The organism is Arthrobacter gengyunqii (genome assembly GCF_023022985.1).
Lineage (GTDB): Bacteria > Actinomycetota > Actinomycetes > Actinomycetales > Micrococcaceae > Arthrobacter_B > Arthrobacter_B gengyunqii.
In genome coordinates this window covers 2,574,262-2,597,800 of sequence record NZ_CP095461.1, presented here as the reverse complement: position 1 = coordinate 2,597,800, position 23,539 = coordinate 2,574,262, and the positions used below count along the sequence as shown (strand labels likewise).

Annotated in this window: 18 protein-coding genes; 6 read left to right on the top strand and 12 right to left on the bottom strand. The window is 65.7% G+C overall.

Translation table 11 applies throughout. The features are described from left to right. The 3 genes from nadA to MUG94_RS11845 all read left to right on the top strand — a co-directional run bounded on the left by nadA (position 1) and on the right by MUG94_RS11845 (position 3,555). A complete protein-coding gene (nadA, locus tag MUG94_RS11855; RefSeq protein ID WP_227906252.1) occupies positions 1-1,314 on the top strand; it encodes a quinolinate synthase NadA in 1,314 nt (437 codons plus the stop codon). Between the two features lie 82 nt (positions 1,315-1,396). After that, positions 1,397-2,329: a carboxylating nicotinate-nucleotide diphosphorylase gene (gene nadC, locus MUG94_RS11850; protein WP_423724264.1), complete on the top strand. Its 933-nt coding sequence runs from the start codon at positions 1,397-1,399 to the stop codon at positions 2,327-2,329. Then, on the top strand, positions 2,326-3,555 hold the full coding sequence (locus MUG94_RS11845; protein ID WP_227906251.1) for a cysteine desulfurase family protein: 1,230 nt from the start codon (positions 2,326-2,328) through the stop codon (positions 3,553-3,555). Before nadC ends, MUG94_RS11845 begins: the two co-directional genes overlap by 4 nt. 20 nt (positions 3,556-3,575) lie before the next feature. Here the strand turns inward: MUG94_RS11845 and MUG94_RS11840 are convergent, their stop codons facing one another. After that, positions 3,576-3,857 carry a hypothetical protein gene (locus MUG94_RS11840; protein ID WP_227906250.1) on the bottom strand — a complete coding sequence of 94 codons (282 nt, stop codon included), beginning with the start codon at positions 3,855-3,857 and terminating at the stop codon, positions 3,576-3,578. A 169-nt stretch (positions 3,858-4,026) separates the two neighbouring features. Then, positions 4,027-4,572: a GNAT family N-acetyltransferase gene (locus tag MUG94_RS11835; protein WP_227906249.1), complete on the bottom strand. Its 546-nt coding sequence runs from the start codon at positions 4,570-4,572 to the stop codon at positions 4,027-4,029. Between the two features lie 90 nt (positions 4,573-4,662). On the opposite strand from MUG94_RS11835, the gene MUG94_RS11830 reads away from it, so the two are divergent. Beyond that, positions 4,663-6,063 carry a M20/M25/M40 family metallo-hydrolase gene (locus MUG94_RS11830; RefSeq protein WP_227906248.1) on the top strand — a complete coding sequence of 467 codons (1,401 nt, stop codon included), beginning with the start codon at positions 4,663-4,665 and terminating at the stop codon, positions 6,061-6,063. Next, a complete protein-coding gene (locus MUG94_RS11825; protein WP_227906247.1) occupies positions 6,060-7,580 on the top strand; it encodes an MFS transporter in 1,521 nt (506 codons plus the stop codon). Before MUG94_RS11830 ends, MUG94_RS11825 begins: the two co-directional genes overlap by 4 nt. 13 nt (positions 7,581-7,593) lie before the next feature. Here MUG94_RS11825 and MUG94_RS11820 read toward each other — a convergent pair whose 3' ends face one another. The 7 genes from MUG94_RS11820 to MUG94_RS11790 form a co-directional block, all read right to left on the bottom strand. Further along, positions 7,594-8,505 carry an oxidoreductase gene (locus MUG94_RS11820; protein ID WP_227906246.1) on the bottom strand — a complete coding sequence of 304 codons (912 nt, stop codon included), beginning with the start codon at positions 8,503-8,505 and terminating at the stop codon, positions 7,594-7,596. A gap of 43 nt (positions 8,506-8,548) precedes the next feature. Further along, a complete protein-coding gene (locus MUG94_RS11815) occupies positions 8,549-9,016 on the bottom strand; it encodes a MarR family winged helix-turn-helix transcriptional regulator (protein WP_227891914.1) in 468 nt (155 codons plus the stop codon). 9 nt (positions 9,017-9,025) lie between these two features. Further along, on the bottom strand, positions 9,026-10,135 hold the full coding sequence (locus tag MUG94_RS11810) for an LLM class flavin-dependent oxidoreductase (RefSeq protein WP_227906245.1): 1,110 nt from the start codon (positions 10,133-10,135) through the stop codon (positions 9,026-9,028). A gap of 103 nt (positions 10,136-10,238) precedes the next feature. Next, the gene (locus tag MUG94_RS11805; RefSeq protein WP_227906244.1) at positions 10,239-11,024 is read right to left on the bottom strand and encodes a hypothetical protein; all 786 of its coding nucleotides are present in this window, start codon (positions 11,022-11,024) and stop codon (positions 10,239-10,241) included. A gap of 49 nt (positions 11,025-11,073) precedes the next feature. Beyond that, the gene (locus MUG94_RS11800) at positions 11,074-14,223 is read right to left on the bottom strand and encodes an efflux RND transporter permease subunit (protein ID WP_227906243.1); all 3,150 of its coding nucleotides are present in this window, start codon (positions 14,221-14,223) and stop codon (positions 11,074-11,076) included. Positions 14,224-14,373: 150 nt separating this feature from the next. Further along, positions 14,374-15,897: a malate:quinone oxidoreductase gene (locus MUG94_RS11795; protein WP_227891910.1), complete on the bottom strand. Its 1,524-nt coding sequence runs from the start codon at positions 15,895-15,897 to the stop codon at positions 14,374-14,376. Between the two features lie 73 nt (positions 15,898-15,970). After that, a complete protein-coding gene (locus MUG94_RS11790) occupies positions 15,971-17,653 on the bottom strand; it encodes an ABC transporter substrate-binding protein (protein ID WP_341482146.1) in 1,683 nt (560 codons plus the stop codon). Between the two features lie 151 nt (positions 17,654-17,804). Here MUG94_RS11790 and MUG94_RS11785 point away from each other — a divergent pair, with 151 nt between their 5' ends. Further along, positions 17,805-19,604: a dipeptide ABC transporter ATP-binding protein gene (locus MUG94_RS11785; protein ID WP_227906242.1), complete on the top strand. Its 1,800-nt coding sequence runs from the start codon at positions 17,805-17,807 to the stop codon at positions 19,602-19,604. 69 nt (positions 19,605-19,673) lie between these two features. Here MUG94_RS11785 and MUG94_RS11780 read toward each other — a convergent pair whose 3' ends face one another. From MUG94_RS11780 to MUG94_RS11770, 3 genes are all read right to left on the bottom strand, one after another. Continuing rightward, positions 19,674-20,624 carry an ABC transporter permease gene (locus MUG94_RS11780; RefSeq protein WP_104052402.1) on the bottom strand — a complete coding sequence of 317 codons (951 nt, stop codon included), beginning with the start codon at positions 20,622-20,624 and terminating at the stop codon, positions 19,674-19,676. Then, positions 20,621-21,625: an ABC transporter permease gene (locus MUG94_RS11775; protein WP_104052401.1), complete on the bottom strand. Its 1,005-nt coding sequence runs from the start codon at positions 21,623-21,625 to the stop codon at positions 20,621-20,623. The genes MUG94_RS11780 and MUG94_RS11775 overlap by 4 nt, the downstream gene beginning before the upstream one ends. Positions 21,626-21,718: 93 nt before the next feature. Further along, positions 21,719-23,416 carry an ABC transporter substrate-binding protein gene (locus MUG94_RS11770; protein ID WP_227891902.1) on the bottom strand — a complete coding sequence of 566 codons (1,698 nt, stop codon included), beginning with the start codon at positions 23,414-23,416 and terminating at the stop codon, positions 21,719-21,721. Positions 23,417-23,539 lie beyond the last annotated feature (123 nt).

The window sequence follows — 23,539 nt, the reverse complement described above, 5'->3', positions numbered from 1 at the left end:
ATGAGCAATGCCCCCGGTACCTCGACTCCCAGTGTTGCCGCCGCCGTCGCGTTGATTACGGCCGCAGCCGCCGCCCGCGGACAGTCCTCCACCACCACCTGCACGCCGGACCTGGCCATGCCGCCCTGGGACCTCGACGGCGCCCGGCTGCCGGACTACGGACCAGGGGCCTCCATGCACGATCCGGCCCCGTCCGGCACACCCCGGCAGGGCAGCCTCCCCGAGGAATACCGGCAGGCGTCCGACGCCGAACTTCACCGGCGGATCGAAGCTGCCAAGGAAAAGCTCGGCGAGCGTGCCGTCATCCTCGGCCACTTCTACCAGCGCGACGAAGTCCTCCGGTACGCGGACTTCGTAGGAGATTCTTTCCAGCTGGCCAAGGCTGCCAAATCCAAACCCGACGCCGAGGCCATCATCTTCTGCGGCGTCCACTTCATGGCTGAAACCGCTGATCTGCTCTCCGGTCAGGACCAGGCCGTGGTGCTGCCCAACCTGGCCGCCGGCTGCTCCATGGCGGACATGGCCGACATTGGTTCGGTGGCCGCGTGCTGGGAGCAGCTCACCGCGCTCTTCGGCCCGGAGCCCGACGACGACGGCCGGCTGCCGGTCATCCCGGTCACCTACATGAACTCGTCGGCCGCACTGAAGGGATTCTGCGGCGAAAACGGCGGGATTGTCTGCACCTCCTCCAACGCCGCAGCCGTGCTGGAATGGGCCTTTGAACGCGGCCGGCGGGTGCTGTTCTTTCCGGACCAGCACCTGGGCCGGAACACCGCCAAGGCGATGGGGATTCCGCTGGAGGCCATGCCGATGTGGAACCCCCGGCTGCCGCTGGGTGGAAACACGGTGGAGGAACTGCAGGAGTCCAAAGTGCTGCTCTGGAACGGCTTCTGCTCGGTGCACAAGCGCTTCACCGTTGCCCAGATCGCCAAGGCACGGACGGATTTCCCCGGCGTCCGGGTGATCGTGCATCCCGAATGCCCCATGCCCGTGGTGGATGCCGCCGATGAGTCCGGTTCCACCGATTACATCCTCAAGGCCATCGACGCCGCTGAAGACGGCAGCACCTTCGCCGTCGGAACCGAGATCAACATGGTCAACCGGCTGGCCGCCCAGTATCCGCAGCACACCATCTTCTGCCTGGACCCGGTGATCTGCCCCTGCTCCACCATGTACCGGATCCACCCCGGCTACCTGGCCTGGGTGCTCGAGGGCCTGGTCCGGGGCGAGGTCCTGAACCGGATCACCGTTCCCGCCACCGTTGCCGTGCCCGCCCGCACGGCACTGGAACGGATGCTGGCGGCGCGTCCGTGATCGCCGTCGTCGGCACCGGGATCGCCGGCCTGACGGCCGCGCTGGGCGCGGTGCGGGCTGATCCAACTTCGGAGGTCACCGCATGAGCTCCTCGAAGGGAAACACCTCCATGACCACCAGCACAGCGACCACCAGCACGGCGCTTTCCCGTCACGCCCAGGTTCCGGCGTCCGTTCCGCAGGAAGCCGTGGACCGCATTGTTGCCGCGGCGCTCGCCGAAGATGCACCGTGGGGAGACATCACCTCCGAGCTCCTGGTTCCCGAGGAGGCCCGGACCACGGCAGTCCTCACGGCCCGCGAACCCGGCGTCTTCTGCGGGGAGCGGGTCATCGAGGCCGCGTTCCGGCTCACCTCCCCGGAAACGGAGGTGCAGTTCCTGATCCGGGACGGCGAGTCTTTTGAGGCCGGAACCGTCCTGGCAGAAATCAGCGGACCCGCCCGTGCCGTGCTGACGGGAGAGCGGGTGGCCCTGAACCTGGCCCAGCGCCTCAGCGGCATCGCCACCCTCACGGCAGCCTTTGTCGCGCGGACCGCGGGCACATCCGCCCGGATCACCGATACCCGCAAGACCACACCGGGGCTGCGCATCCTGGAACGCCACGCTGTCCGGTGCGGCGGCGGATACAACCACCGGTTCAGCCTCTCGGATGCGGTGATGGCCAAGGATAACCATTTGGCGCTGCTCGCCGCCGGCGGCAGAGACCTGGCACAGGCGCTGGCAACCGCCAAGGCGAGGCTGCCGCATACCGTGCACTTCGAAGTGGAGGTGGACCGGCTGGACCAGATCGAAGCCGTGTTGGCCGGCGGCGCGGACACCGTGCTGCTGGACAACTTTGATCCGGCGGACCTGCGCCGCGGCGTGGAGCTGATCGGCGGCCGTGCCCTGACCGAAGCCAGCGGCAATGTTCGCCTCGAAACGGTCGCGCAGATCGCCGCCACCGGAGTGGATCTGATTTCCGCGGGGGCGCTCACGCACAGCGTCCGGGCCCTGGACCTGGGGCTGGACCTGAGGTGATCTATCTGGATGCCGCCGCCACCGCACCGCCCCGGCGAGAAGTGCTGGAGGCGATGTGGCCCTATCTCACCACCGAGTTCGGCAATCCCTCCAGCTCCCACTCGGCCGGTGAATCAGCCGCCCGTGCCCTGGAGGAGGCCCGGGAAACAGCAGCCGCTGTCCTCGGCTGCCGCCCCGGGGAAATCATCTTCACCTCCGGGGGCACCGAAGCAGACAACCTGGCGGTGAAGGGCCTGGCCCTGACGGGGATGGACCGGCTGGACCGGATGGACCGGCTGGACCGGCTGGACCGTCTGGAGCGCCCGGCTCATGAACGCTCAGGCGCCTCGCCGCAGCTGGTCTCCACCGCCGTCGAACATCCTGCGGTGCTGGAATCCCTGGACTATCTCCGGCGCCGCCACGGCTTCCGCGTGATGCTGCTCCCGGTGGACGAAACGGGCATGGTGGATCCGGAGGAGGCCGCCGCGGCCCTGACCCCGGAGACGGTGCTCTGCTCTGTGATGTACGCCAACAACGAGGTCGGCACCATCCAGCCCGTGGGTGAGATTGCCGCCCGCTGCCGTGCGGCCGGTGTCCCGTTCCACACCGACGCCGTGCAGGCCGGCGGCTGGCTGGACCTTGATGTCGGCACGCTGGGGGTGGATGCGCTGAGCCTGTCAGGACACAAGCTGGGCACGCCCAAGGGAATCGGGCTGCTGTACCTGCGCGGAGCGCCGCCACTTGAGCCGGTGATGCACGGGGGAGGGCAGGAACGCGGCCGGCGCTCCGGCACGGAGAACGTGGCGGGCGCTGTGGGCATGGCTGCCGCGCTGGCGCTGGCAGCCGCGGAGCGCGACGACGCCGCCCGCCACGCCTCGGCGCTGCGGAACCGGCTGATCGATGCCGTGCTGCGCGGCGTTCCCGGCGCCCTGCTCACCGGCCACGGGACCGAACGGCTGCCCGGCCACGCCTCCTTCTGCTTTCCGGGCACCTCGGGGGAAGCGGTGCTATTGGAACTGGAACGGGCCGGAGTGCTGTGTTCCAGCGGCTCGGCCTGTGCCGCCGGATCCGATGAACCGTCGGCTGTGCTGACCGCCATGGGGCTGGACCGGGAGACCGCGCAGACGGCGGTGCGGTTCACGTTCACGGCCGCTATCCGGGAGGGCGACGTCGACCGGGCTGCACAGGAAGTGGTTGCCGCCGTGGCGGCAGTGGGAGGACTGGCCCCGGCGCGGTTGCGGGCCTGACCGGTTGCTTTTCTCATCAGTCAGTCCGTGACGGAGGCAGATTCGTTGGTCCTCGTTGCCTTTTCACTTGCTGCCGCATGCCGGATAACCAGGGACGTCGTGAGAAGTGCGGCGGAGAGCAGCAGGCACAGCACCAGCAGTATCAGGTAGGCCAGCGATATCAGCACGGCTGCTGGTGCCGCCTCCCAGACCAGGGGAGTCAGCAGGCCCATGGCATCTCCGACACCGAAATTCCTGTTGATGAATGGACCCAGAACGATAAGAATGACGGCGGCGATACCGAGCCCGGTTCCGAATCTCATGGTTGATCTGGCCAGTGCTGTCCCGGACATGTCGCTCCCAAGGGTAGGTCTTAGGGTTCTCCAATAAACTGCAAGCGCTTGGCCTGAGTATGGTCGCAGTCTGCAGCGGTATCAATGCCGGCCGGGATCGGGATCCACCCATCAGGAACGCCGCCGGCGGTGCTGTCAGTCAGAAGCCGCGGCTGTGGCGGCGCTCTGCCACGGGTGGATCAAACCGGGTGTCCTGCAGGGTTCCGCCGTCATCCAGCCAGCCCCGCTTGGTGTAAAAATCTATGGCCCGTTCATTGTTCGCTTCGACCCACAGCATTGCCCGGTGATATCCCAGCGACATGAGTTTTTCTTCCGCAGCGGCAAACAGGGCCGAACCGACACCCTGAGCCCACGAGTCCGGATGCACGTTGATCGCATACAGCTGACCTGTTGCTGATGCTGACGCTGACGCGGAAGTCGAATCCGCCGCGCCTTCAGCGGGCCCGAAAATACAGAAACCGGCAACCCCGCTGTCCGTTTCCGCGACCAAATGGAAGGTTCCAGGTCTGGGCTCGGTAATGTTCCGCCGCCAGCCCCTGGTCTGCGCCTCAGGATTCAGGCCGTCCAGATACTCGTCGGACATGACGTTCCGGTAGGCAGCCCGCCACGCCGAGACATGGATGTCGGCCAGCCGGGGAGCGTCGCTTTCAACCGGGGGCCGAACACGGACGGCGGCGCTGGTCATGTTCATCTCCTGACGTGCGAGGGCGGCTGCGGGGTGTGGCAGCAAGGCTACCCCAACGGCGCTCCGTGTGAGGCCCGTTACACTCTGGGCATGCATATCGAATCCACGTCATCCAGCGTGCGGGAAACCGCCGGCGGGGAGGCCCTCTCCATCGGCACCGAGGCGGCCCCCAAGCTCTCCCGCCTCATCACTTACCGGACCGTCTCCTCCCGGGACCCGCAGCAAGTCAGCATCGAAGAGTTTGACAGTTTTATTGATGCCCTGCCCGAACTGTTCCCCCTTGTTCACCGGAACCTGCCCGTGGAGCGGGTCAACGGGCACGGACTGCTGTACCGGTGGCAGGGCAATGGAACGGACGACGACGGCGGCCCAGTGGTCCTGATGGCCCATTACGACGTGGTTCCTGTGGAAGACCCGGCGTCGTGGATACATCCGCCCTTTTCCGGAGAGATTGCGGACGGCCGTATCTGGGGCCGGGGTTCACTGGACGACAAGGGCTCCCTGGCCGCCATCCTGGAAGCGGTGGAACAGCTGCTGGCGGCGGGGTTCATCCCTGTGCGGGACATCTATCTGTCTTTCGGGAATAACGAGGAAACAGCCGGCGACACCGCCGAAGCGGCCGCAGCACTGCTGGCCGGCCGCGGCATCCGCCCCTGGCTGGTGCTCGATGAAGGCGGCGCAGTGGCCGGGCAGGCTTTTCCCTTCGTGGACCGGCCCGTGGCCGTGGTGGGAGTCTCCGAGAAAGGCATCCTGGACGTGGAACTGTCCACCGAGGATGCCGGAGGGCATGCCTCCACCCCGCACCGCCGCGGAGCCACCGCACGCCTGGCCCGGGCCATCACCCGGCTGGACGCGAAACCGCTGCCCGCGCTCCTGCCAGAGCCCACAGTCGAGATGATCGGCAGGCTGGCATCCTCGGCACGGTTTCCGGCGCGGCTGGTGTTCGGCAACCTGCGCATCTTCCGGAGGCCGCTGACCCGGGTGCTGGCCCGCATGGGAGGCGAGCCCGGGGCCCTGACCCGCACCACCGTGGTTGTCACGCAGCTGCACGGCAGCTCCGCCTCCAACGTCATCGCGTCCCGGGCCACGGCCAACGCCAACATCCGCGTTGCAGTGGGGGAGACGGTGGCCGGCACGGTGCAGCGGCTGGAGCGGATCATCGCCGATTCCTCGGTTTCCCTGCGGGTGATCGAAGGCAATGAGCCGTCACCGGTTTCGGCCACGGACAACGCCCAGTTTGCCCTGCTGGAGCAGACCATCACCGCGGTGTTTCCGGACGCCGTGACCGCTCCGTACATCATGCTCGGCGGCACGGACTCGCGCCGCTTCACCGGCATTTGCGACGCCGTGTACCGCTTCGCTCCGTTCCGGATGAGCCGGCAGGACCGGGCGAACATCCACGCGGACAACGAGTCCCTGGGCATTGAGACTTTCGGCGAAGGAATCCTCTTTTACACCCGCCTGCTGCGCGGACTCGGGGCCGGGCAGTGACGCCGGCCGCCGACGTCGGGCGCCGCAGCCTGCGCTCGCTGGGACCGGTGGTGCTGTTCCTGGCCCTGGTGGAAATCACCTCCGGCATCCTGCAGGGGTACTACACGCCCATCCTCACCGACATTGCCCGGAACCTGGGGATCAACGACGGCGACGTCAACTGGTTTGAGGCTGCCCAGCTGATGCTCAGCGCGCTCGCCGTGCCGGTGCTCGCTAAACTGGGGGATATTTATGGGCACAAGCGAATTCTGCTGGTCTCCACAATCCTGACGGCGGCGGCGTCGTGGGGCGTCGCCTTTGCACCGGACTTCTGGACTTTTCTTGCCGCATGGTCGCTGCAGGGCTTCTATGTGGTGTGGCTGCCGCTGGAAATCGCACTGATCTTCAGCCGTGCCTCCGCGGCTCCCGGCGGTGCAGCCCTCACCCGCAAGGCCGCCGGCGTTCTGGTGGGCGCCCTGCAGTTTGGTGTGATTGCCGGTGCGCTGGCCGCCGGTGCACTGGTGGAGGTCTTCGCGGGACGGCTGGAGCTGACGCTGATGGTTCCGGCGGTGGCCGTGACCCTGTGCATTGCCGCGGTGCAGTTCGGTGTTCCGGAAACGCCTGAGCGGGCCGGCGGCCTCCTGGACGGCCGGGGCTTCCTGCTGCTGGCGTTCGGGCTGCTGCTCATCACCTCCGGACTGAGCTTCCTGCGGATCAACGGCCCGGGCACCTGGTGGGTCTGGGGAATCCTGCTGGCCGGGATTGCTGCGTTTGTGCCGTTTGTCCGCTGGGAACTGGGGCGGACCGATCCGCTGGTGGATTTCCGGATGCTGCGGGATCCGGCCATGTGGCCGGTGCAGCTCACCGCAGGCCTGTTTGGCATCTCGGTGCTCGGGGCACAGGCCCCCATGTCCACCTTCGCCCGCACCGACCCGCAGATGCACGGCTACGGTCTGGGGCTCGATGCGGGGGACGTCTCCATCATCATCGGCTCCTACGTCCTGTCCGTGCTGATCGGCGCCCTGCTGTTCCCGCTGGTCTCCCGGTACGTCACGCCGCGGCTGACACTGTTCGGGGCGGCGGCGCTGGTGGGCTTCGGCTACCTGCTGTTCCTGCCCTTCCACGACACGCTGGCCCAAACCCTGACCAACATGATCGTTGCCGGGCTGGGATCGGGGGCACTCGTGGCGGCACTGCCGTCGGCCGCAGCCGCGGCGGCGCCGCGCAACCGCACGGGCATGGCCACCGGGCTGACGAACACCACCAAGACCATCGGCGGCTCGTTCGCCTCCGCCGTGTTCGGCATTGCCCTGGCCAGCGCCGCTGTGGACGCCCTGGCGGGCGGCGGGGCCCAGGGTGCACAGACGGCGGCGCCGCTCTCGGGCTACCTGGTTGTTTGGGGAGTATGTTCGGTGACCGGGTTCATTGCAGCCGGGCTGTTGTTGCTGGTGCCGCGGCTGGCGTTTGCGGACCCGCCACTGACGGCGGCGGATCCCGCGATCTCCGTACCGCCGGAGGGCCGGAGCGCAAACGGCTAGGTGTTCGACGGCGTTAGTCGAGTCCGGGAAAACGGACGCCTGTGAGTTCGGTGCTGACGTCCCAGAGGCGCCGGGCGGTGTCCGGATCCAGTGCCTGCGGAGCCGGGGTGACGAGCACCGGACGGCCGCGGAGCTGGCCCGGACCGCCAGGACCGTAAAACTCCCCGCCCAGGACTTCGGGGGCGGTTGCCGCATAAAGCGTTGGCAGCGCTCCGAGTGCTCCGGCTTGGCCCAAGAGGCGGAAGAACGAGCCCAGGATGTCCAGAGTCGCCGGGTGGTTCATGCCGGAGGTGAGGTTGGTGTTGGTAAACCCGGGATGGGCGGCGACCGCCAGCAGCTTCTCCCCGTGGGCCTGGAACCGCCGGTTCAGCTCAAACGTGAACAGCAGGTTGGCCAGCTTGCTCTGGTTGTACCGCGACCACGGGCGGTAGCGGCGCTGAGCGGCGAGGTCTTCGAAGTCGATCCGCCCGCCGCGGTGGGCCAGGCTGGAAACGGTGACGACGCGTGCGGCCGGAGCCTGCCGCAGCACCGGGAGCAGCAGGCCGGTCAGGGCAAAGTGTCCCAGATGGTTGACCCCGAACTGCAGCTCGAATCCGTCAGCAGTGGTCCGGTGCGGAGTGGCCATGACCCCGGCGTTGTTGATCAGGAGGTCCACCGGTTCCTCCTGATCCGCTGCGAACCGGCGAACAGACTCCAGCGAGGCAAGATCCAGTTGCCGCAGATAAACGTTGCGGTTTCCGGTTTCAGTGCGGATCCGCGCCTGCGCCGCTTCGCCGCGCTGCCGGTCCCGGCAGGCCAACTCCACCCGGGCACCCTTGGCGGCAAGGACGAGCGCGGTCTGCAGGCCCAATCCGCTGTTGGCTCCGGTGACGATTGCTGTGGTTCCGGACAGGGACGGGATGGCATCGGTGCTGAAGTTCTCCACTGGGCTCCCGCCGTGGTTCGGGTAGAAGTGCTTCGGCGATGCCTTAGCTGTCGCTGGCGGCCAGACTGGCCAGAATCTTGTCGGTCAGCGATTTCAGTTCCGCCAGTTCGGCCTCGCTGAGTGCCGGCGTCAACAAATCGTGGATTCCGCGCACATGTGCCCGCCCCAGCCGGCGCTGCAGGGCAAGCCCCTCCTCGGTCAGGGAAAGCTCCACGCCCCGCTGGTCGTGCTGCGCGGGCCGGCGCTGCACCAGCCCCTTGGCTTCCATCCGTTCCACCATGCGGCTGAGGCTGGGCTGGCTGATCAGCAGGTGCTCGTTAAGCTCGTTGAGCCGGATCCAGCCGGTGGGGCACCGGGTGAGATTGAACAGAACGTCATACTCACGCATCGACAGTTCCTTGAAGGCAGGGTCCCGCTGCAACCGGCGCATTACTCCCACCTGGGTCCGGAAGAGGGACTCCCAGGCTTCGGCTGCCTGTCGAACGGGGGTGCTGCTGGTATCGAGGGACATGCCTTTAGCCTACTGAAGAGTTGGCACAGCGGCGGAACGTGACGAATTTTGAGCTGCGGCTACCCGTGCGTCATGCGTAGGACCATCGGGTACATCGGCCGGCCGCCGGGCATCAAACTCGCGGCGAAGTTCCGGCAGCACGTATTCACCGAACAGGTCCAGCTGTTCCAGGACAGTCTTCAGCGGCAGGCCTGCATGGTCGATCAGGAACAGCTGGCGCTGGTAGTCGCCAAAGTACTCCTGGAAGGACAGGGTCTTTTCAAGAACTTCCTGCGGACTTCCGACGGTCAGCGGTGTTTGCGCCGTGAAGTCCTCCATGGTGGGGCCGTGCCCGTAGACGGGGGCGTTGTCGAAGTAGGGGCGGAACTCGTTGACGGCGTCCTGGGAGTTCTTGCGCATGAAGAACTGCCCGCCCAGGCCCACGATCGCCTGGTCGGCACGGCCGTGGCCGTAGTGCTCGTAGCGTTCGCGGTAGAGGCTGATGAGCTGCATGTAATGCTCCTTCGGCCAGAAGATGTTGTTCGCGAAGAAGCCGTCGCCGAAGTAGGCGGCGATTTCCGCTACCTGGGGTGTGCGGATGGAGCCGTGCCAGACAAAGGGCGCAACGCCGTCGAGCGGGCGGGGGGTCGCCGTGAAATTGCGCAGCGAGGTGCGGAACTTCCCCTCCCAATTCACGGTTTCCTTGTCCCAGAGCTGGCGCAGCAGGTTGTAGTTTTCCACCGTCAGTTCCACTGAGTCCTGCATGTTTTTGCCGAACCACGGATAGACCGGCGCGGTGTTGCCGCGGCCCAGGACCAGGTCCACCCGGCCGTCGGCGAGGTGCTGGAGCATGGCGAAATCTTCGGCGATCTTCACCGGGTCATTGGTGGTGATGAGGGTGGTGGCCGTGGAGAGAATGATCCGTTCGGTCTGCGCGGCAATGTAGCCCAGCAGCGTGGTGGGGGAGGAGGCGTAGAACGGCGGGTTGTGGTGCTCACCGGTGGCGTACACATCCATGCCGATTTCTTCGACCTTCTTGGCGATGGCGACGGCGGCCTTGATCCGTTCGCCCTCCGTGGGGATCCGTCCGGTGACGGGATCACGGGTGATGTCGCTGACGCTGAATACGCCGATCTGCATGGTGTCCTCCAAAGGTGGCTGGTCCAGCTACAAGTATATGCATTTGCATCTACATAGTGCGACAACGGTGCTTAACCGTGAAACATTCCCGCCTGCAGGATGCCTACCGGGGCTCCTGGCTGCCGGGCCCTACTCCTGACCAGGTGGCGGCGCTTCCGGAGCCGGGGAAGACAATGTGCTTCAGAACCCCATCCCCGGCCACCCGGTCCGCGGTGTAGTAGGAGGACAGATCGGGAACGTTGGGGTCATAAGGCGCGTAGAGCCCCGGCACCAGCGCAACGACCCGGCCATCGATCAGCCTGCCGCTGAACCAGGCGGCAACCCGGTAGTCCAGGGACGCGGTGTCTACGATCAACGGGTAGCCGGGGTAGGCGGCGCTGGTTGTGTCCGCGGTGACCGGGGCAGGGACGGCGGGGGATGCCGCCGCGCCGGTCTCGTGGGGTGCGCAGCGGGTCAGGAGTTCCGCGACGGCGCTTTGCCACGTCTCGATGGTGACGCTCCAGGCGGCGTCTGGGTTCTCAGCCCGCTGGACGGTGGCGTCCATGGGGGAGGCCAGCTCTTCCAGCGGGGCTTCCATGTCATGCGGAGCCCGACCGGCTATGCCATGGACTTCTTGGCCCAGCGTGCGGGCTGTTTCGACACTTCCCCCAAACCCGCTCGTTCCGTCACCAACCTGCAGGAGATAGATGCTCTGGTAGAGGGGGCCTTCGCCGTTGGTCTCGAGGAGCTTTGCGCAGGTTTGCTCTTCGGAGTCCCGCGAGACCGTTTCGGCGGACGGTGCGGCGGTGGCCGAGCCGGAAGCAGGCAGCGCGCCGGGCTCAGCGGCCGCCGCACCGCAGCCGGTGAGGAACAGCAGCGTAAGGGCAGGGACGGCGACGGCGTTTCTCATGGTTCCCCCGGAAGATCTCGACAGTTCTGCCACCCTAGCGGATCGGAGCTCAGGCCTGCCCCTCCGGGACCTCGGCAGCGTGCTTCGCCGAATGCCGGCGATGGGCCGCCCGCTTCTCCCGCGCACCCTCCACCAGCCGGTACAGGACCGGCACCAGGATCAGGGTGAGCACGGTGGAGGACACCAGGCCGCCAATCACCACGATGGCCAGCGGCCGGGAAATGAAGCCGCCCTCGCCGGTGACTCCCAGGGCCATGGGGGTGAGGGCAAAGACCGTTGCCAGCGCGGTCATCAGGATGGGCCGCAGCCGCTGCCGGGCGCCGCGCATGATGGCATCGGCCACGTTCATGCCCGGCTGCCCGTTGTGGGGTTTCCGGTACTGGTTGATCAGGTCCACCAGCACGATGGCGTTGGTGACCACAATGCCCACCAGCATCAGCATGCCCACCAGGGAGGGCAGTCCCAGCGGCACTCCGGTGATCAGCAGCAGCAGGATGGCGCCGGTGGCCGCGAAGGGCACCGACACCAGCAGGATCAGGGGCTGCACGAGGGACTTGAAGGTGGCCACCATGATCACATAGACAATGGCAATCGCCGCCAACAACGCCAGACCCAGCTGGGTGAAGGACTCATTCTGCTGGGTGGCGGCACCGGAGAGCGTGGCGGTCACGCTGGGCGGCAGGTCCAGCGTTGCCAGCTCGGTCTGGACCTCCGTGATGGTGGCACCCAGATTGTCACCCGCCGGGGATACGGACACGACGGCGGTGCGCTCGCCGCCGGAAGCGGAGATCGACGTCGGGACGTTCACTTCTTCCACCGTGGCCAGCGAGCTCAGCGGCACGGTGCCGGACCCCGCGGGTACGGGAACCCGGCTGAGCTGGTCCACACTGGTGATTTCCGTTCCCTCGCCGATAAGCACGGGGAAGTCGTCGGTGCCGATCCGGACGGTTCCGGCCGGCAGCGGGCTGAGCGTGGAGGCCACCAGGCCGGCGATCTGCTGTTCGTTCAAGCCTGCCGCAACCGCCTTGGCACGGTCGATCGACACCTGGACCACGGGGGAGGAAGAGGAGAGGTTACTGGTGACTTCACCGGCACCGGGCAAGGCGGACATCGCCTCCACTACCTGATCGGCGGCTTCCTGCAGCTCGTTGGGATCACCGGCGGACAGGCTGATGTCCACCGTGTTGGAGGTGCCGAAACCGCCACCGGTGCTGCCCAGCGTGATGTTCCCGGCGTCGTCGCCCAGGCTTTCCAACTCGCTGCTGACCGTCTCACGCAGTTCCACCTGGTCCACGCCCTGATCGGTGATCACCGTGTAGGAGGCCACTGCCGAACCCCCGGAGCTGAAGGCGGCAAAGCCGGCGCTAGAGGTGCCCATGGTGACCTGGACATCCCGGACGCCGTCGGTGTTGCTCAGGACGTCCTCCACCTGCTCGGCCGCCGCGGAGGTGGTCTCCAGCGACGTTCCCGGCGGCAGTTCCTGCCGCACGCTGAAGGTGTTCTGCCCGGTGTCGCCCAGGAGGTTGGTCTGCAGCAGCGGGGTCAGGGCCGCCGTGGCCGCGAGGACAATGACACCGGCCACCACCGTGTACACCGGGTGCTGCTGGGTGGTCCGCAGAACCGGCACATAGCCGCGCTGCAGGAAGGTCTTGGATTCCCGCGCTTCCACCTCGGTGCGGTAGGCCGCGGGGTCGGCCACCGGCTGGCCGGATTTCAGGAACCAGTACGCCAGCACCGGCACAATCGTCAGGGAGACCAGCAGTGACGCCAGCAGCGCCAGGGAGGTGGTGATGGCGAACGGCCGGAAGAGTTCACCGGCCAGGCCGCCCACAAAGGCGATCGGAGCGAAGACGGCAACGGTGGTCAGTGTTGAGGCGGTGATGGCCCCGGCCACTTCGCGCACGGCGGTCAGGATGGCCGTACGTTTGTCCGTTCCGTAGCCCAGATGCCGCTTGATGTTCTCGATCACCACAATCGAGTCATCCACCACCCGGCCGATCGCGATGGTCAGCGCACCCAGGGTCAGGATGTTCAGCGAGTAGCCAAAAGCCAGCAGGCCAATGAAGGTCACCAGCAGGGACAGCGGAATGGAGACGGCGGTGACCAGGGTGGAGCGGACCGAGAGCAGGAAGACCAGGATCACCAGGACGGCAAAGCCAAGGCCCAGGATGCCTTCGGTGGTCAGGTTGGAGATGGATTCCTCGATGAACGGAGCCTGGTCGAACACCACCGTGAACTTGGCCCCGTTGCCCAGTTCGGACTCCAGTGACGGCAATAGGTCCAACACCTGGTGCGAGATGCCCACGGTGTCGCCGGCCGGGGTCTTGGTGATCGAAACAGCCAGGGTAGGCTCCCCGTTGGTCCGGGTGATCGAGGTGTTCTCGTCCTCGGTGATGTCCACGGAAGCGACGTCGCCGATGGTCACCGGATCCGTGGAAGCGTTCGAGCCGGAGCTGCGGGTGGATTCGACGGGCAGCGCCGAGATCTTGTCCAAGCTGTCCAGCGGACTGCCCACCTGGATGGGCAGGGTGCGGCTTTCTTCGGTGACGGTGCCTGCCGGGACCAGGGCGCCGCTGTTCTCCAGTGCGGAGACAATGGCCGACGGCGTGACCCCCAGGGATGCGAGAGCGGCCTCGTCGGGGAGAATGGCGACGCTGCGGGTGGACCCGCCGGTGACTTCGGCGGTCCGGACTCCTTCGATCTTCTGCAGCCGCGGAACGGTGAGCCGCTGGAGATCGGCGTTGAGCTCGGCCAGCGGCTGGTCCGAGGAGACGGCCAGGTACACAATCGGGAAGTCGCTGATGCTGCCGGCCAGGGACTGCGGGTTGGCGTCGTCGGGCAGCAGTTGGCGGGCATTCGAGATGGCGCGGTCCACCTGGCCCCTGGCGCGGTCCAGATCCGTGCCGTAGGCGAAGGTCAGGTTGATGGTGGAGATCGAGTTGCGGGACGTGGCGGAGGAGTCCTCCAGGCCTTCCACCGCGGTCAGCGCGCCCTCCAGCGGCTCGCTGATCTGCTTGGCCACCACCTCCGGAGAGGCACCGGGCAGGGCGGTGATCACGGTGATCTGCGGGAACTCCAGCGACGGGATGAGTTCCTGCTTCAGGGAGCTCATGGAGATCACCCCGAAGACGGCAATGAACACCGTGATGAGGGCAATGAGCGCCCGGTTGGAGAGGGAAAACTTGGCCAAACGGTCCATGAGCCTGCCTTCGGAAGGGCTGAACTAACGCAGATCGGCAAAACATCCCGGAGCAAACCCGGTTCCGGTGCTTAACGTTCGTTGGACCGGGCCGACCGGATGGGTCAGCCCGGTCCAACGGGTGAAACTTTTTTGGAGAGTACCTAGGGCTTAGTTCAGGCCCAGCACGCGGTTGGTGTCAGCGGTGAGTTCGTCCAGCAGGGACTCGTTCTCGTTGAGCTTGACGCCGTATCCCGGAATCATGTCCTTGATCTTCGGCTCCCAGCCGCCAAACTCGCGGGGGAAAGCACGCTTGAGCAGGTTGATCATGATGGGCGGGGCCGTGGAGGCACCCGGCGAAGCACCCAGCAGGGCGCCGATGGAGCCGTCCGCTGCAGTGATGAGTTCGGTGCCGAACTGCAGCACGCCGCCCTTCTTCGGATCCTTCTTGATGACCTGCACGCGCTGGCCGGCGGTGATCAGCTCCCAGCCTTCGGTGCCCGCCTGCGGCATGAATTCCTGCAGCGCCTTCGTCTTGCCCTCGCGGGTCTTCATCACTTCAGTGACCAGGTACTTGACCAGGGACATGTTGTCCTTGGCCACGGCCAGCATCGGAACGAGGTTTCCCGGCCGCACGGAAGCCGGCAGGTCCAGGTAGGAACCGGTCTTCAGGAACTTGGGGGAGAAGCCGCCGTACGGGCCGAACAGCAGGGAACGCTTGCCGTTGACGAAGCGGGTGTCCAGGTGGGGGACGGACATGGGCGGGGCGCCCACTGACGCCTGGCCGTACACCTTGGCGTTGTGCCGGGAGATGATCGACTCGTCCGTGGAGCGCAGGAACTGGCCGGATACGGGGAAACCGCCGAAGCCCTTGCCCTCGGGAATTCCGGAGGCCTGGAGCAGGTGCAGGGCGCCGCCGCCGCCGCCAATGAAGACGAAGCGTGCGGACACGGTGCGGGAGGCCCCGGAGGCACGGTTCTTGACCTTGACATCCCAGCCGCCGGAGGAGGACCGGGTTACGTTGCTGACTTCGTGGCCGTAGTTCATTTCCACGCCGCTGCCGGCCAGGTAACCGGTCAGTTCGCGGGTCAGCGCACCGAAGTCGACATCGGTGCCGCCCACGACGCGGGAACCGGCAACACGCTGGGAAGGATCGCGGCCCTCCATGATCAGCGGAGCCCATTCGGCCAGCTTGGAGTGGTCCTCGGAGAACTCCATGGACTTGAACAGCGGCTGGGAGCTCAGCGACTCGTGCCGGCGGCGCAGGTACTCGGAGTGCGCGTCACCCCACACGAAGCTCATGTGCGGCAGCGGGTTGATGAAGCTGTTGGAAATATGGCCGGATGAGACCATATGGGACCAGAACTGGCGGGACACCTGGAACTGCTCGTTGATGCCCACCGCCTTGGCCGAATCCACTGAGCCGTCCGCAGCTGCGGGGCTGTAGTTCAGTTCGCAGAGTGCGGCGTGGCCGGTTCCGGCATTGTTCCAAGGATCTGAGCTTTCCAGTCCGGCGCGCTCCAGGCGCTCAAACAGGGAAATGTCCCAGTCCGGCTGGAGCTGCTTCAGGAACGCCCCGAGGGTCGCGCTCATGATGCCGCCGCCGATCAGCAGTACATCGGTTTTTGTTGCGGACTTGTCCGCGGGGCTATTAGCAGTCAACTTCGTATCTCCAGTCGCGAGGGCGCTAGCCATAGAAGCGTATCGCTCCAAGCGTCCTTACTAAAATCACCTGCCGCTTTGCAACGCGGCACTTACGCGTAGCCCGCTACTCTTCGCGAAGCTCAATCCGGTTGAAGACCTCATTGAGCAGCGGCGACGTGGGGTAGCTCGCAACCCTGGGAGAGAGGGCCAGTGCGGAGATGGGGAAGGCCAATGGAATCGCCGGAACCCGGGTGGAAATGCGGTCGGTGATCGCGGTGTAGGCCTCGACCTGCTCCGGGCCGTCCTGCAGCGTCCGTGCCCGGTCGATCTTGCTCAGCAGCTGCGTGTCATCGTAGGCGAACTCCTCGGTGTAGCTGCCGAAAAGTGTTCCCACAAAGTTATCCGGGTCATCAAAAGTGCCGCTGATGCCAAGCAGGTGGAAGGCCCGGTTACCGCTGCTCTGCACCGCATGGAGATAGTCGTCGGACCACTCAACCGGAACGGGCTTGATGTTCAGGCCTGCAGCCGTGAGCTGGCGGCTCAGTTCCGCGTACACCCGTTCGGGGGTGGGCAGATAGGCGCGCGTCACGTGACGCGGGTAGTAGAACGGAAGCTCGGCGCCGTCGTAACCGGCCTCCTTGAACAGCTCGGCGGCCTTCTCCGGATCGTAGCCGTAGCTGGTGACGCTACCGGAGGAAACACCGAGTTTTTCCGGCACAAACTGGTTGGCCTGCTTGGTCCCGTTGAGGAAGAGCCCTTCCAGCAGTGCGCCCTTGTCAATTGAGTGGGCGATGGCCTGGCGCATTTTGAGGTCATCCATGCCCGGGAACGCCTGGTTGATGCCCAGGTAGAGCACCGAATAGGGGTCGCGCTGCAGGATCTGCAGGCCGTTGCGGGCCAGGTCATCCACGTCGGCCACGGTGACCAGGTCGTAACCGTCCACCTGCCTGTTTTTCAACGCCCGCAGACGGCTTTCCGGGCTGTTGATGGTGGAGAAGACCACGGTGCCGATCTGTCCGCGCGTGCCCCAGTACTCGGGATAGGCGGCCAGCCGCACCTCGTCGCCCTCCCAGGACTCCAGCCGAAAGGGACCGGTTCCCGCCGGGTGCAGGGCGTACTCGGACATCTTTTGTCCGTCTTTGTCCGCAGTCAGTGCATCAGCTTTGAATTGCTGAAGGGCCTTGGGCGAGGACATCGCAAACTCCGGCGATGCCAGGGCGGGAATGAAACCGCTCAGGCGGGTAGCCAGCTCCACTTGCACGGTGTACTCATCCACCGCGGTGCAGGATCGGTAGACGGCAAGATCGGGAGCGTCCGAGAAAGCACTGAAGACGGCCTTGTAGGCCAGGTTGCCGGAGCCGCGCGCGGAGACCGGCAGGTTGTACCAGCGGTCAAAGTTCACGCAGACGGCGTCGGCGTTGAACGGTTCGCCGTCATGGAAGGTGACGTCCTTCCGCAGCGTAAAGGTGTACGTGCGTCCGTCTTCGGACTCGGTCCAGCTCTCGGCCAGCAGCGGGGTGGGGGCGGAGGTCAGGGGATCCACTCCAACGAGCCCCTCCATTATCTGGCGCGTGACCCGGTGGCTTTCGGTGTCCGTTGCCAGTGCCGGATCCAGAGTGGACGGGCGCGCGGCCGTCGCGAAGGTGAAGGTGGCGTTGGGCTGGGAAGGGGCTGCGCTTCCGGAAGCCGACGCCGAAGCCGTGGCAGTACCGTCGGGCGGAGCGGCGGTGCATCCGGCGAGAGCCAACGCGCCAAGCATTGCACCGGCCCGAAGGAAAGAGCGGCGGCCCATGCCGGAATCTGTCACAGCTGTTGTTCTCCTCCGGGACGCTCCGTCAACGGTGCGTCCGGTTCTGTCGGATGTATTTATGCGAATAGCCAGTCTAAATGATAAAAATCCGGCAACGGCAGGTGAGACACGGCTCACAGCTGCCCTTGAAGTAGGGCAGGATAGGGAAATGACTGAAATCAGCCTTGATTCACCTCTGCTAGAGGTGACGGATCTCGCGGTTAATTTCCGCACCACCGACGGAGAAGTCCAAGCCGTCAAAAACGCTTCCTTTAGTTTGCCCCGCGGCGGAACGCTGGCAATTGTGGGGGAGTCGGGCTCCGGAAAATCCACCACCGCCATGGCAGTCATCGGCCTGCTGCCGGGAAACGGAAGGGTGGCCGCCGGCAGCATCCGCTTCGACGGCACCGAACTGGTGGGACTTCCCGAGTCGAAAATGCGTGCCATCCGGGGACGGTCCATCGGCCTGGTGCCGCAGGATCCCATGTCCAACCTGAACCCGGTCACGAAGATCGGCACCCAGGTTGCGGAAACCCTGCTGGTCCACGGTATGGCCACGTCCAAGGACGTGGACCGCAAGGTCATCGAGGTGCTGACCGCGGCCGGCCTGCCGGACGCCGCGGAGCGGGCCAAACAGTATCCGCACGAGTTTTCGGGCGGTATGCGCCAGCGCGCGCTGATTGCCATTGGCCTGGCCTGCCGGCCCCGGCTGCTGATCGCCGATGAGCCCACCTCGGCCCTGGACGTTACCGTGCAGCGGACCATCCTGGACCAGATCGGGAAAATGACCGAAGAGCTGGGAACCTCGGTCCTGCTCATCACGCACGACCTTGGGCTGGCTGCCGAACGCGCCTCCGAGCTGGTCGTGATGCACCGCGGCCTTGTGGTGGAAACCGGCCCCGCCCGCCAGCTGCTCGAAGATCCCCAGCACCCCTACACCCAGTCGCTGGTGGCCGCAGCGCCCAGCGTTGCCGCGGTGCGCCTGAGCCCGGGAGCCTTCAACGCCCCGGCGGCACAGCGCCTGCGGCTCGCGGAGCAGGCCTATGCCGAACATGCGGACGGAGCAAGCCCGGGAGCGGACGACGGCGGTGCCCCGGCAGACGCTGCGGCGTCACCGAAGCACAGTGCCGGAGTGGCCGCGGCGGGCCAGCCGGAAACCGCAGCGCCGGACAACATTGTGGAGATCCGGGACCTGACCAAGGTCTACAAAATCCGGGGCCGTTCCGAGGACTTCTACGCTGCCCGCAACGTGACGCTGGACATCCCCCGCGGGCGTACCGTGGCCATTGTCGGTGAATCCGGCTCCGGCAAGACCACCACGGCCAGGATGCTGCTGAAGCTGGTCGAACCCACCAGCGGCACCATGACTTTTGACGGAATCGACGTCGGGTCCCTGGAGAAGGCAAAGCTGAGGGACTTCCGGCAGCGGGTGCAGCCGATCTTCCAGGATCCGTACTCCTCCCTGGACCCCATGTTCACCATTGCGCGAATCCTGGACGAGCCGCTGAAGACCTACAAACGGGGTTCCAAGAGTGAGCGCGAGGCCCGAGTGCGCGAGCTGATGGACCAGGTGGCGCTGCCGCATTCCATGCTGGGCCGCTACCCCGCGGAGCTCTCCGGCGGGCAGCGCCAGCGCGTGGCGATTGCGCGTGCTCTGGCGCTCAAGCCCGAACTGATCGTCTGTGACGAGCCGGTCTCGGCACTGGACGTCCTGGTCCAGGCCCAGATCCTGAAACTGCTGGGGGACCTGCAGGCCGAACTGGGACTGAGCTACCTCTTTATCTCCCATGACCTCGCCGTGGTGCGGTTGATCTCGGACTATGTCTGCGTGATGAAGGACGGTGAACTGGTGGAGGCGGCGTCGTCGGAGGAAGTCTTCTCCAACCCCCGCCACCCGTACACCCGCAAACTGCTGGCCTCGATCCCGGGCAACGAGCTGAACATCGAGGAAGACGAACTGGCTTCCTAATCTGCTCGACGAACGAGAAAAGCGCCGCCCCTGTGAACAGGAGCGGCGCTTTTTCGTGGTGCGGACCGGCTATTTCTTCCGGGTCTTGGGATCAAGGGCCTCCCGCAGGGATTCGCCCAGCAAGGTGAATCCCAGGGCCGTGACGGCGATGCAGATGCCTGGCAGGAACGCCAACTGCGGTGCCACGGCCAGTTCATTCTGCGCGTAGGTCAGCATCCGCCCCCACTCGGCCGTCTGCGGCTTGCCGCCGCCGAGGCCGAGGAAGGACAGGGCGGCGGCGTCAATGACAGCCGTCGCCAGGGTCAGGGTGCCCTGCACGATCACCGGACCCATGCTGTTGGGCAGCAGGTGGCTCATGGTGATGGTGCGCCGGCTCAGGCCCAGGGACTGCGCCGAAAGGATGTAATCGGCGCTGCGCTGGGAAATCATGGACGAGCGCAGCAGGCGGGCGAAGATCGGGATCTGGGAAACGCCAATGGCGATCATGATGGCGTAGGTGTTCTGCCCCAAGATGGCGGCAATGCTCACCGCCAGCAGCAGGTTCGGGACGGAGAGCAGGATGTCCACGAAACGCATGATGACGTTGTCCACCCAGCCGCCGATTCCGCCGGCGATGATGCCCAGGAGCATGCCGCCGGCCAGTCCCAGCGCTGTGGAAATGACACCGATGATGAGTGAGGCGCGGGCGCCCCAGATGAGTTTGGACAGGACGTCGCCGCCGAACCGGTCCAGTCCCAGCGGGTAGGCGTCAATGTCGCCGGGCCCGGGGATGGACGTGGGGGTGATGTCCGTCCGTCCCGGAAGATCGTCACCGCCGAACGGTGCCAGTACCGGTGCCAGAATGGCCACCAGGATGAACAGCCCGATAATCACGGCCCCGGCAATGGCCGCCGGATTGCGGCGCAGCCGCTTGAAGGCGGAACGCCACATACCCGTCCCGCGGGTGTCGGCCTGGACCGGCGCTGCGGGCTCGTCGGGGCGGATGGCGCCGCCGGGAGCCGGTGGGAGAACTGTACTCATTGCACCCTCACCCTCGGGTCGATGAAGCCATAGGACACGTCAACGATCAGATTGATCAATGAATAGGCGATGGCGATGAAAATGATGAATCCCTGCAGCACGGGATAGTCCAGGTTAAAGATGGCATCACGCAGGAATCTGCCGATACCGCTGAAGGCAAACACCGTTTCCGTCAGCACGGCACCGGAAATCAGCAGGCCGGTCTGCAGTCCAATGGTGGTGGTCACCGGAAGCATGGCGTTGCGGAGGACGAACCGGCCGCGGATGGTTTTCTCCATCAGGCCCTTGGCGCGCGCGGTGCGCACATAATCGGCGCCCTGGACCTCCAGGACGGAGGCGCGGGTGATGCGCACAATGATCGCCAGCGGAATGGTGCCCAGGGCAATTCCGGGCAGGACCAGGTGCATCAGCGCGTCCCAGGACGCGTCCCATTCCCGGGTTAGCAGCCCGTCCAGCACGTAAAAGTCCGTGATGTGGGTGGCGTCAATGCGCGGATTCTGCCTGCCGTCCGGGGGAAACCAGGGGAGCTGGATGGCAAAGAGCCACTTCAGGATGAAGGCCAGGAAGAACACCGGGATGGTGATTCCCACGAGCGAAAGCACCACCGAGGAATGATCCCAGAAGCGCCCGTAGTGGGTTGCCGCGAGGTAGCCAAGCGGGATTCCGATGCCGATGGCAAAGATGAGCGCCACCAGGGACAGTTCCAGGGTCGCGGGGAAACGGGTCGCGAATTCCTCCAGCACGGGCCGGCCGGTGACCGTGGAAACGCCGAAGTCGCCCTGCAGGAGCTTGCCGACGTAGACGAAGTACTGCTCCAGAAGGGGGCGGTCAAAGCCGTAGGCGGCGTTGATCCTTGCGATCGCTTCCGGTGTTGCCTTGTCGCCGAGCAGAGCGGTGGCCGGGCCGCCGGGAAGGCTGCGGACCCAGACGAACAACAGGATGGACAAACCGATGAGTGTGGGAATCAGCATGAGAAGACGTTTGCCGATGACTTGCAGCACGGGTGTCCTTTCTCAGCGTGGTAGAGGCGCTGGATGAAGGAGAAGAAACAGGGAAGGGCCGGGATCTCCGAAGAGACCCCGGCCCCGTGCTGCTTACTTGTTGAGTTCGATCTTGTTAAACACTTCGTCATTCACCGGGCTGGCGGGGTAGGAAACCACGCGCTCGTTGAAGGCGAGTGAGGGAGCCGGGTGTGCCAGCGGAATGGCCGGCACAAACTCGGCGATGTCCTCGTTGATCTGCTCGTAGAGCGGAGTCTGCTCCTCGAGGCTGCTGACCTGGCGGGCTTCCTCCAGGGCATCGAAGATCTCCGGGTTGTTGAACCCGAACTCGGGCTTTTCGCCGCCGAAGAACACGCCGACAAAGTTGTCGGTGTCGTTGTAGTCGCCGGTCCAGCCCAGCAGGTGGATGCCGTGGTCTTCGGAGGCCTGGACGCGGTCCAGGTAATCCGGGGACCACTTGTTCGGCTGCGGATTGACGGTGATGCCCACTTCTTCGAGCTGGGCGGTGATGTTGGTGTAGACCTGCTCCGGCGTCGGCATGTACGGGCGGGAAACGCCGGTGGGGTAGTTGAAGTCCACGGAGAAGCCGTCCGGGTAGCCGGCCTCGGCCAGCAGGGACTTGGCCTTCTCAGGATCGTATTCGTATTCGGTGACGTCCTCGTTGTAGCCGTTGACGACGTCGGGGATGAACTGGGAGGCCACCTTGGTGCCTTCGGGCAGGGTCTGGTCCACCAGGGCCTGCTTGTCGATGGCGTGAGCGATCGCCTGGCGCACCAGCGGGTTCGCCAGCTCCTCAACCTTCTGGTTCATGCCGAGGTAGAGGATGGTGAACGGCTCGCGGGCCATCACGTTGTACCCCGCGTCGGCCAGCGACTTGGTGTCGGCCGGAGCCACGAGGTCGTAGCCGTCGATGGTGCCGGCCTCGAGGGACTGGCGGCGGGAGTTGGGATCGTCGATGACACGGAAGATGATGTCCGTGACCTGGCCCTGCTCGCCCCAGTAGTCATCGTAGGCGGAGAGGGTGATCTGGTTGCCGACTTCCCAATTCTCGAACTTGAAGGGGCCGGTACCGGTGGGATGGCTCTTGGCGTACTCGGTCAGCGTGGGGGCCTCGGCCGTGCCGGAAGCTTCGTTGGCCGCGTACTGGTCCATCGCCGTCGGGCTCTGCATGGAGAAGGCCGGGAGTGACAGCGCCGCGATGAATCCCGCGAACGGCTTGGCGAGGGTCACTACCGCTTCGGTGTCACCGGTGGCTTCGCAGGACTCGTAGGTGGCGGTCTCCGGGGTATCGGAGAAGCCCTTGAACAGCTTGCTGTAGTAGTAGGCAAGGCTTTCAGCCTGCTGGATGCCGGTGAAGTTGTACCAGCGGTCAAAGTTGGCGCAGACGGCTTCGGCGTTGAAGTCGGTGCCGTCGTGGAAGGTGACGCCGTCCTGCAGCTCGAAGGTGTAGGTCAGTGCGTCCTCGGAAGTCTCCCAGGACTTGGCCAGCAGCGGCTCCGGATCCGCGGTTCCCGGCTTGACGCCAACCAGGCCCTCGAAGATCTGGCGGCTGACGCGGAAGGATTCGCCGTCGGAGGCGAAAGCCGGGTCCAGCGACTTGGGATCCGACGACGCTGCGAAGACAAAGGTTCCGTCAACGTCCGACGACGCAGCGGCGTCGCCCGTTCCCTCTTCGCGCTCGCTCTGGGCACAGCCCGAGAGAATCAGGGCGCTGAGGGCTATCCCTGTGGTGATGGCCGCGGCGCGCCGTTTGGGGCGCGAGCCGCTCGTAGATCGGCCGGCATATGACATGGTCGTACTCCTCTGGGGCGAGAGATACCCGTGCGTGTGGCGGGTGCCGTGCGGGGCGTGTCAGTCGGTGTGTCTGAGTCGACGTGTGTCGTGTGACACAAACGTATGGACCAGAGCCTAATC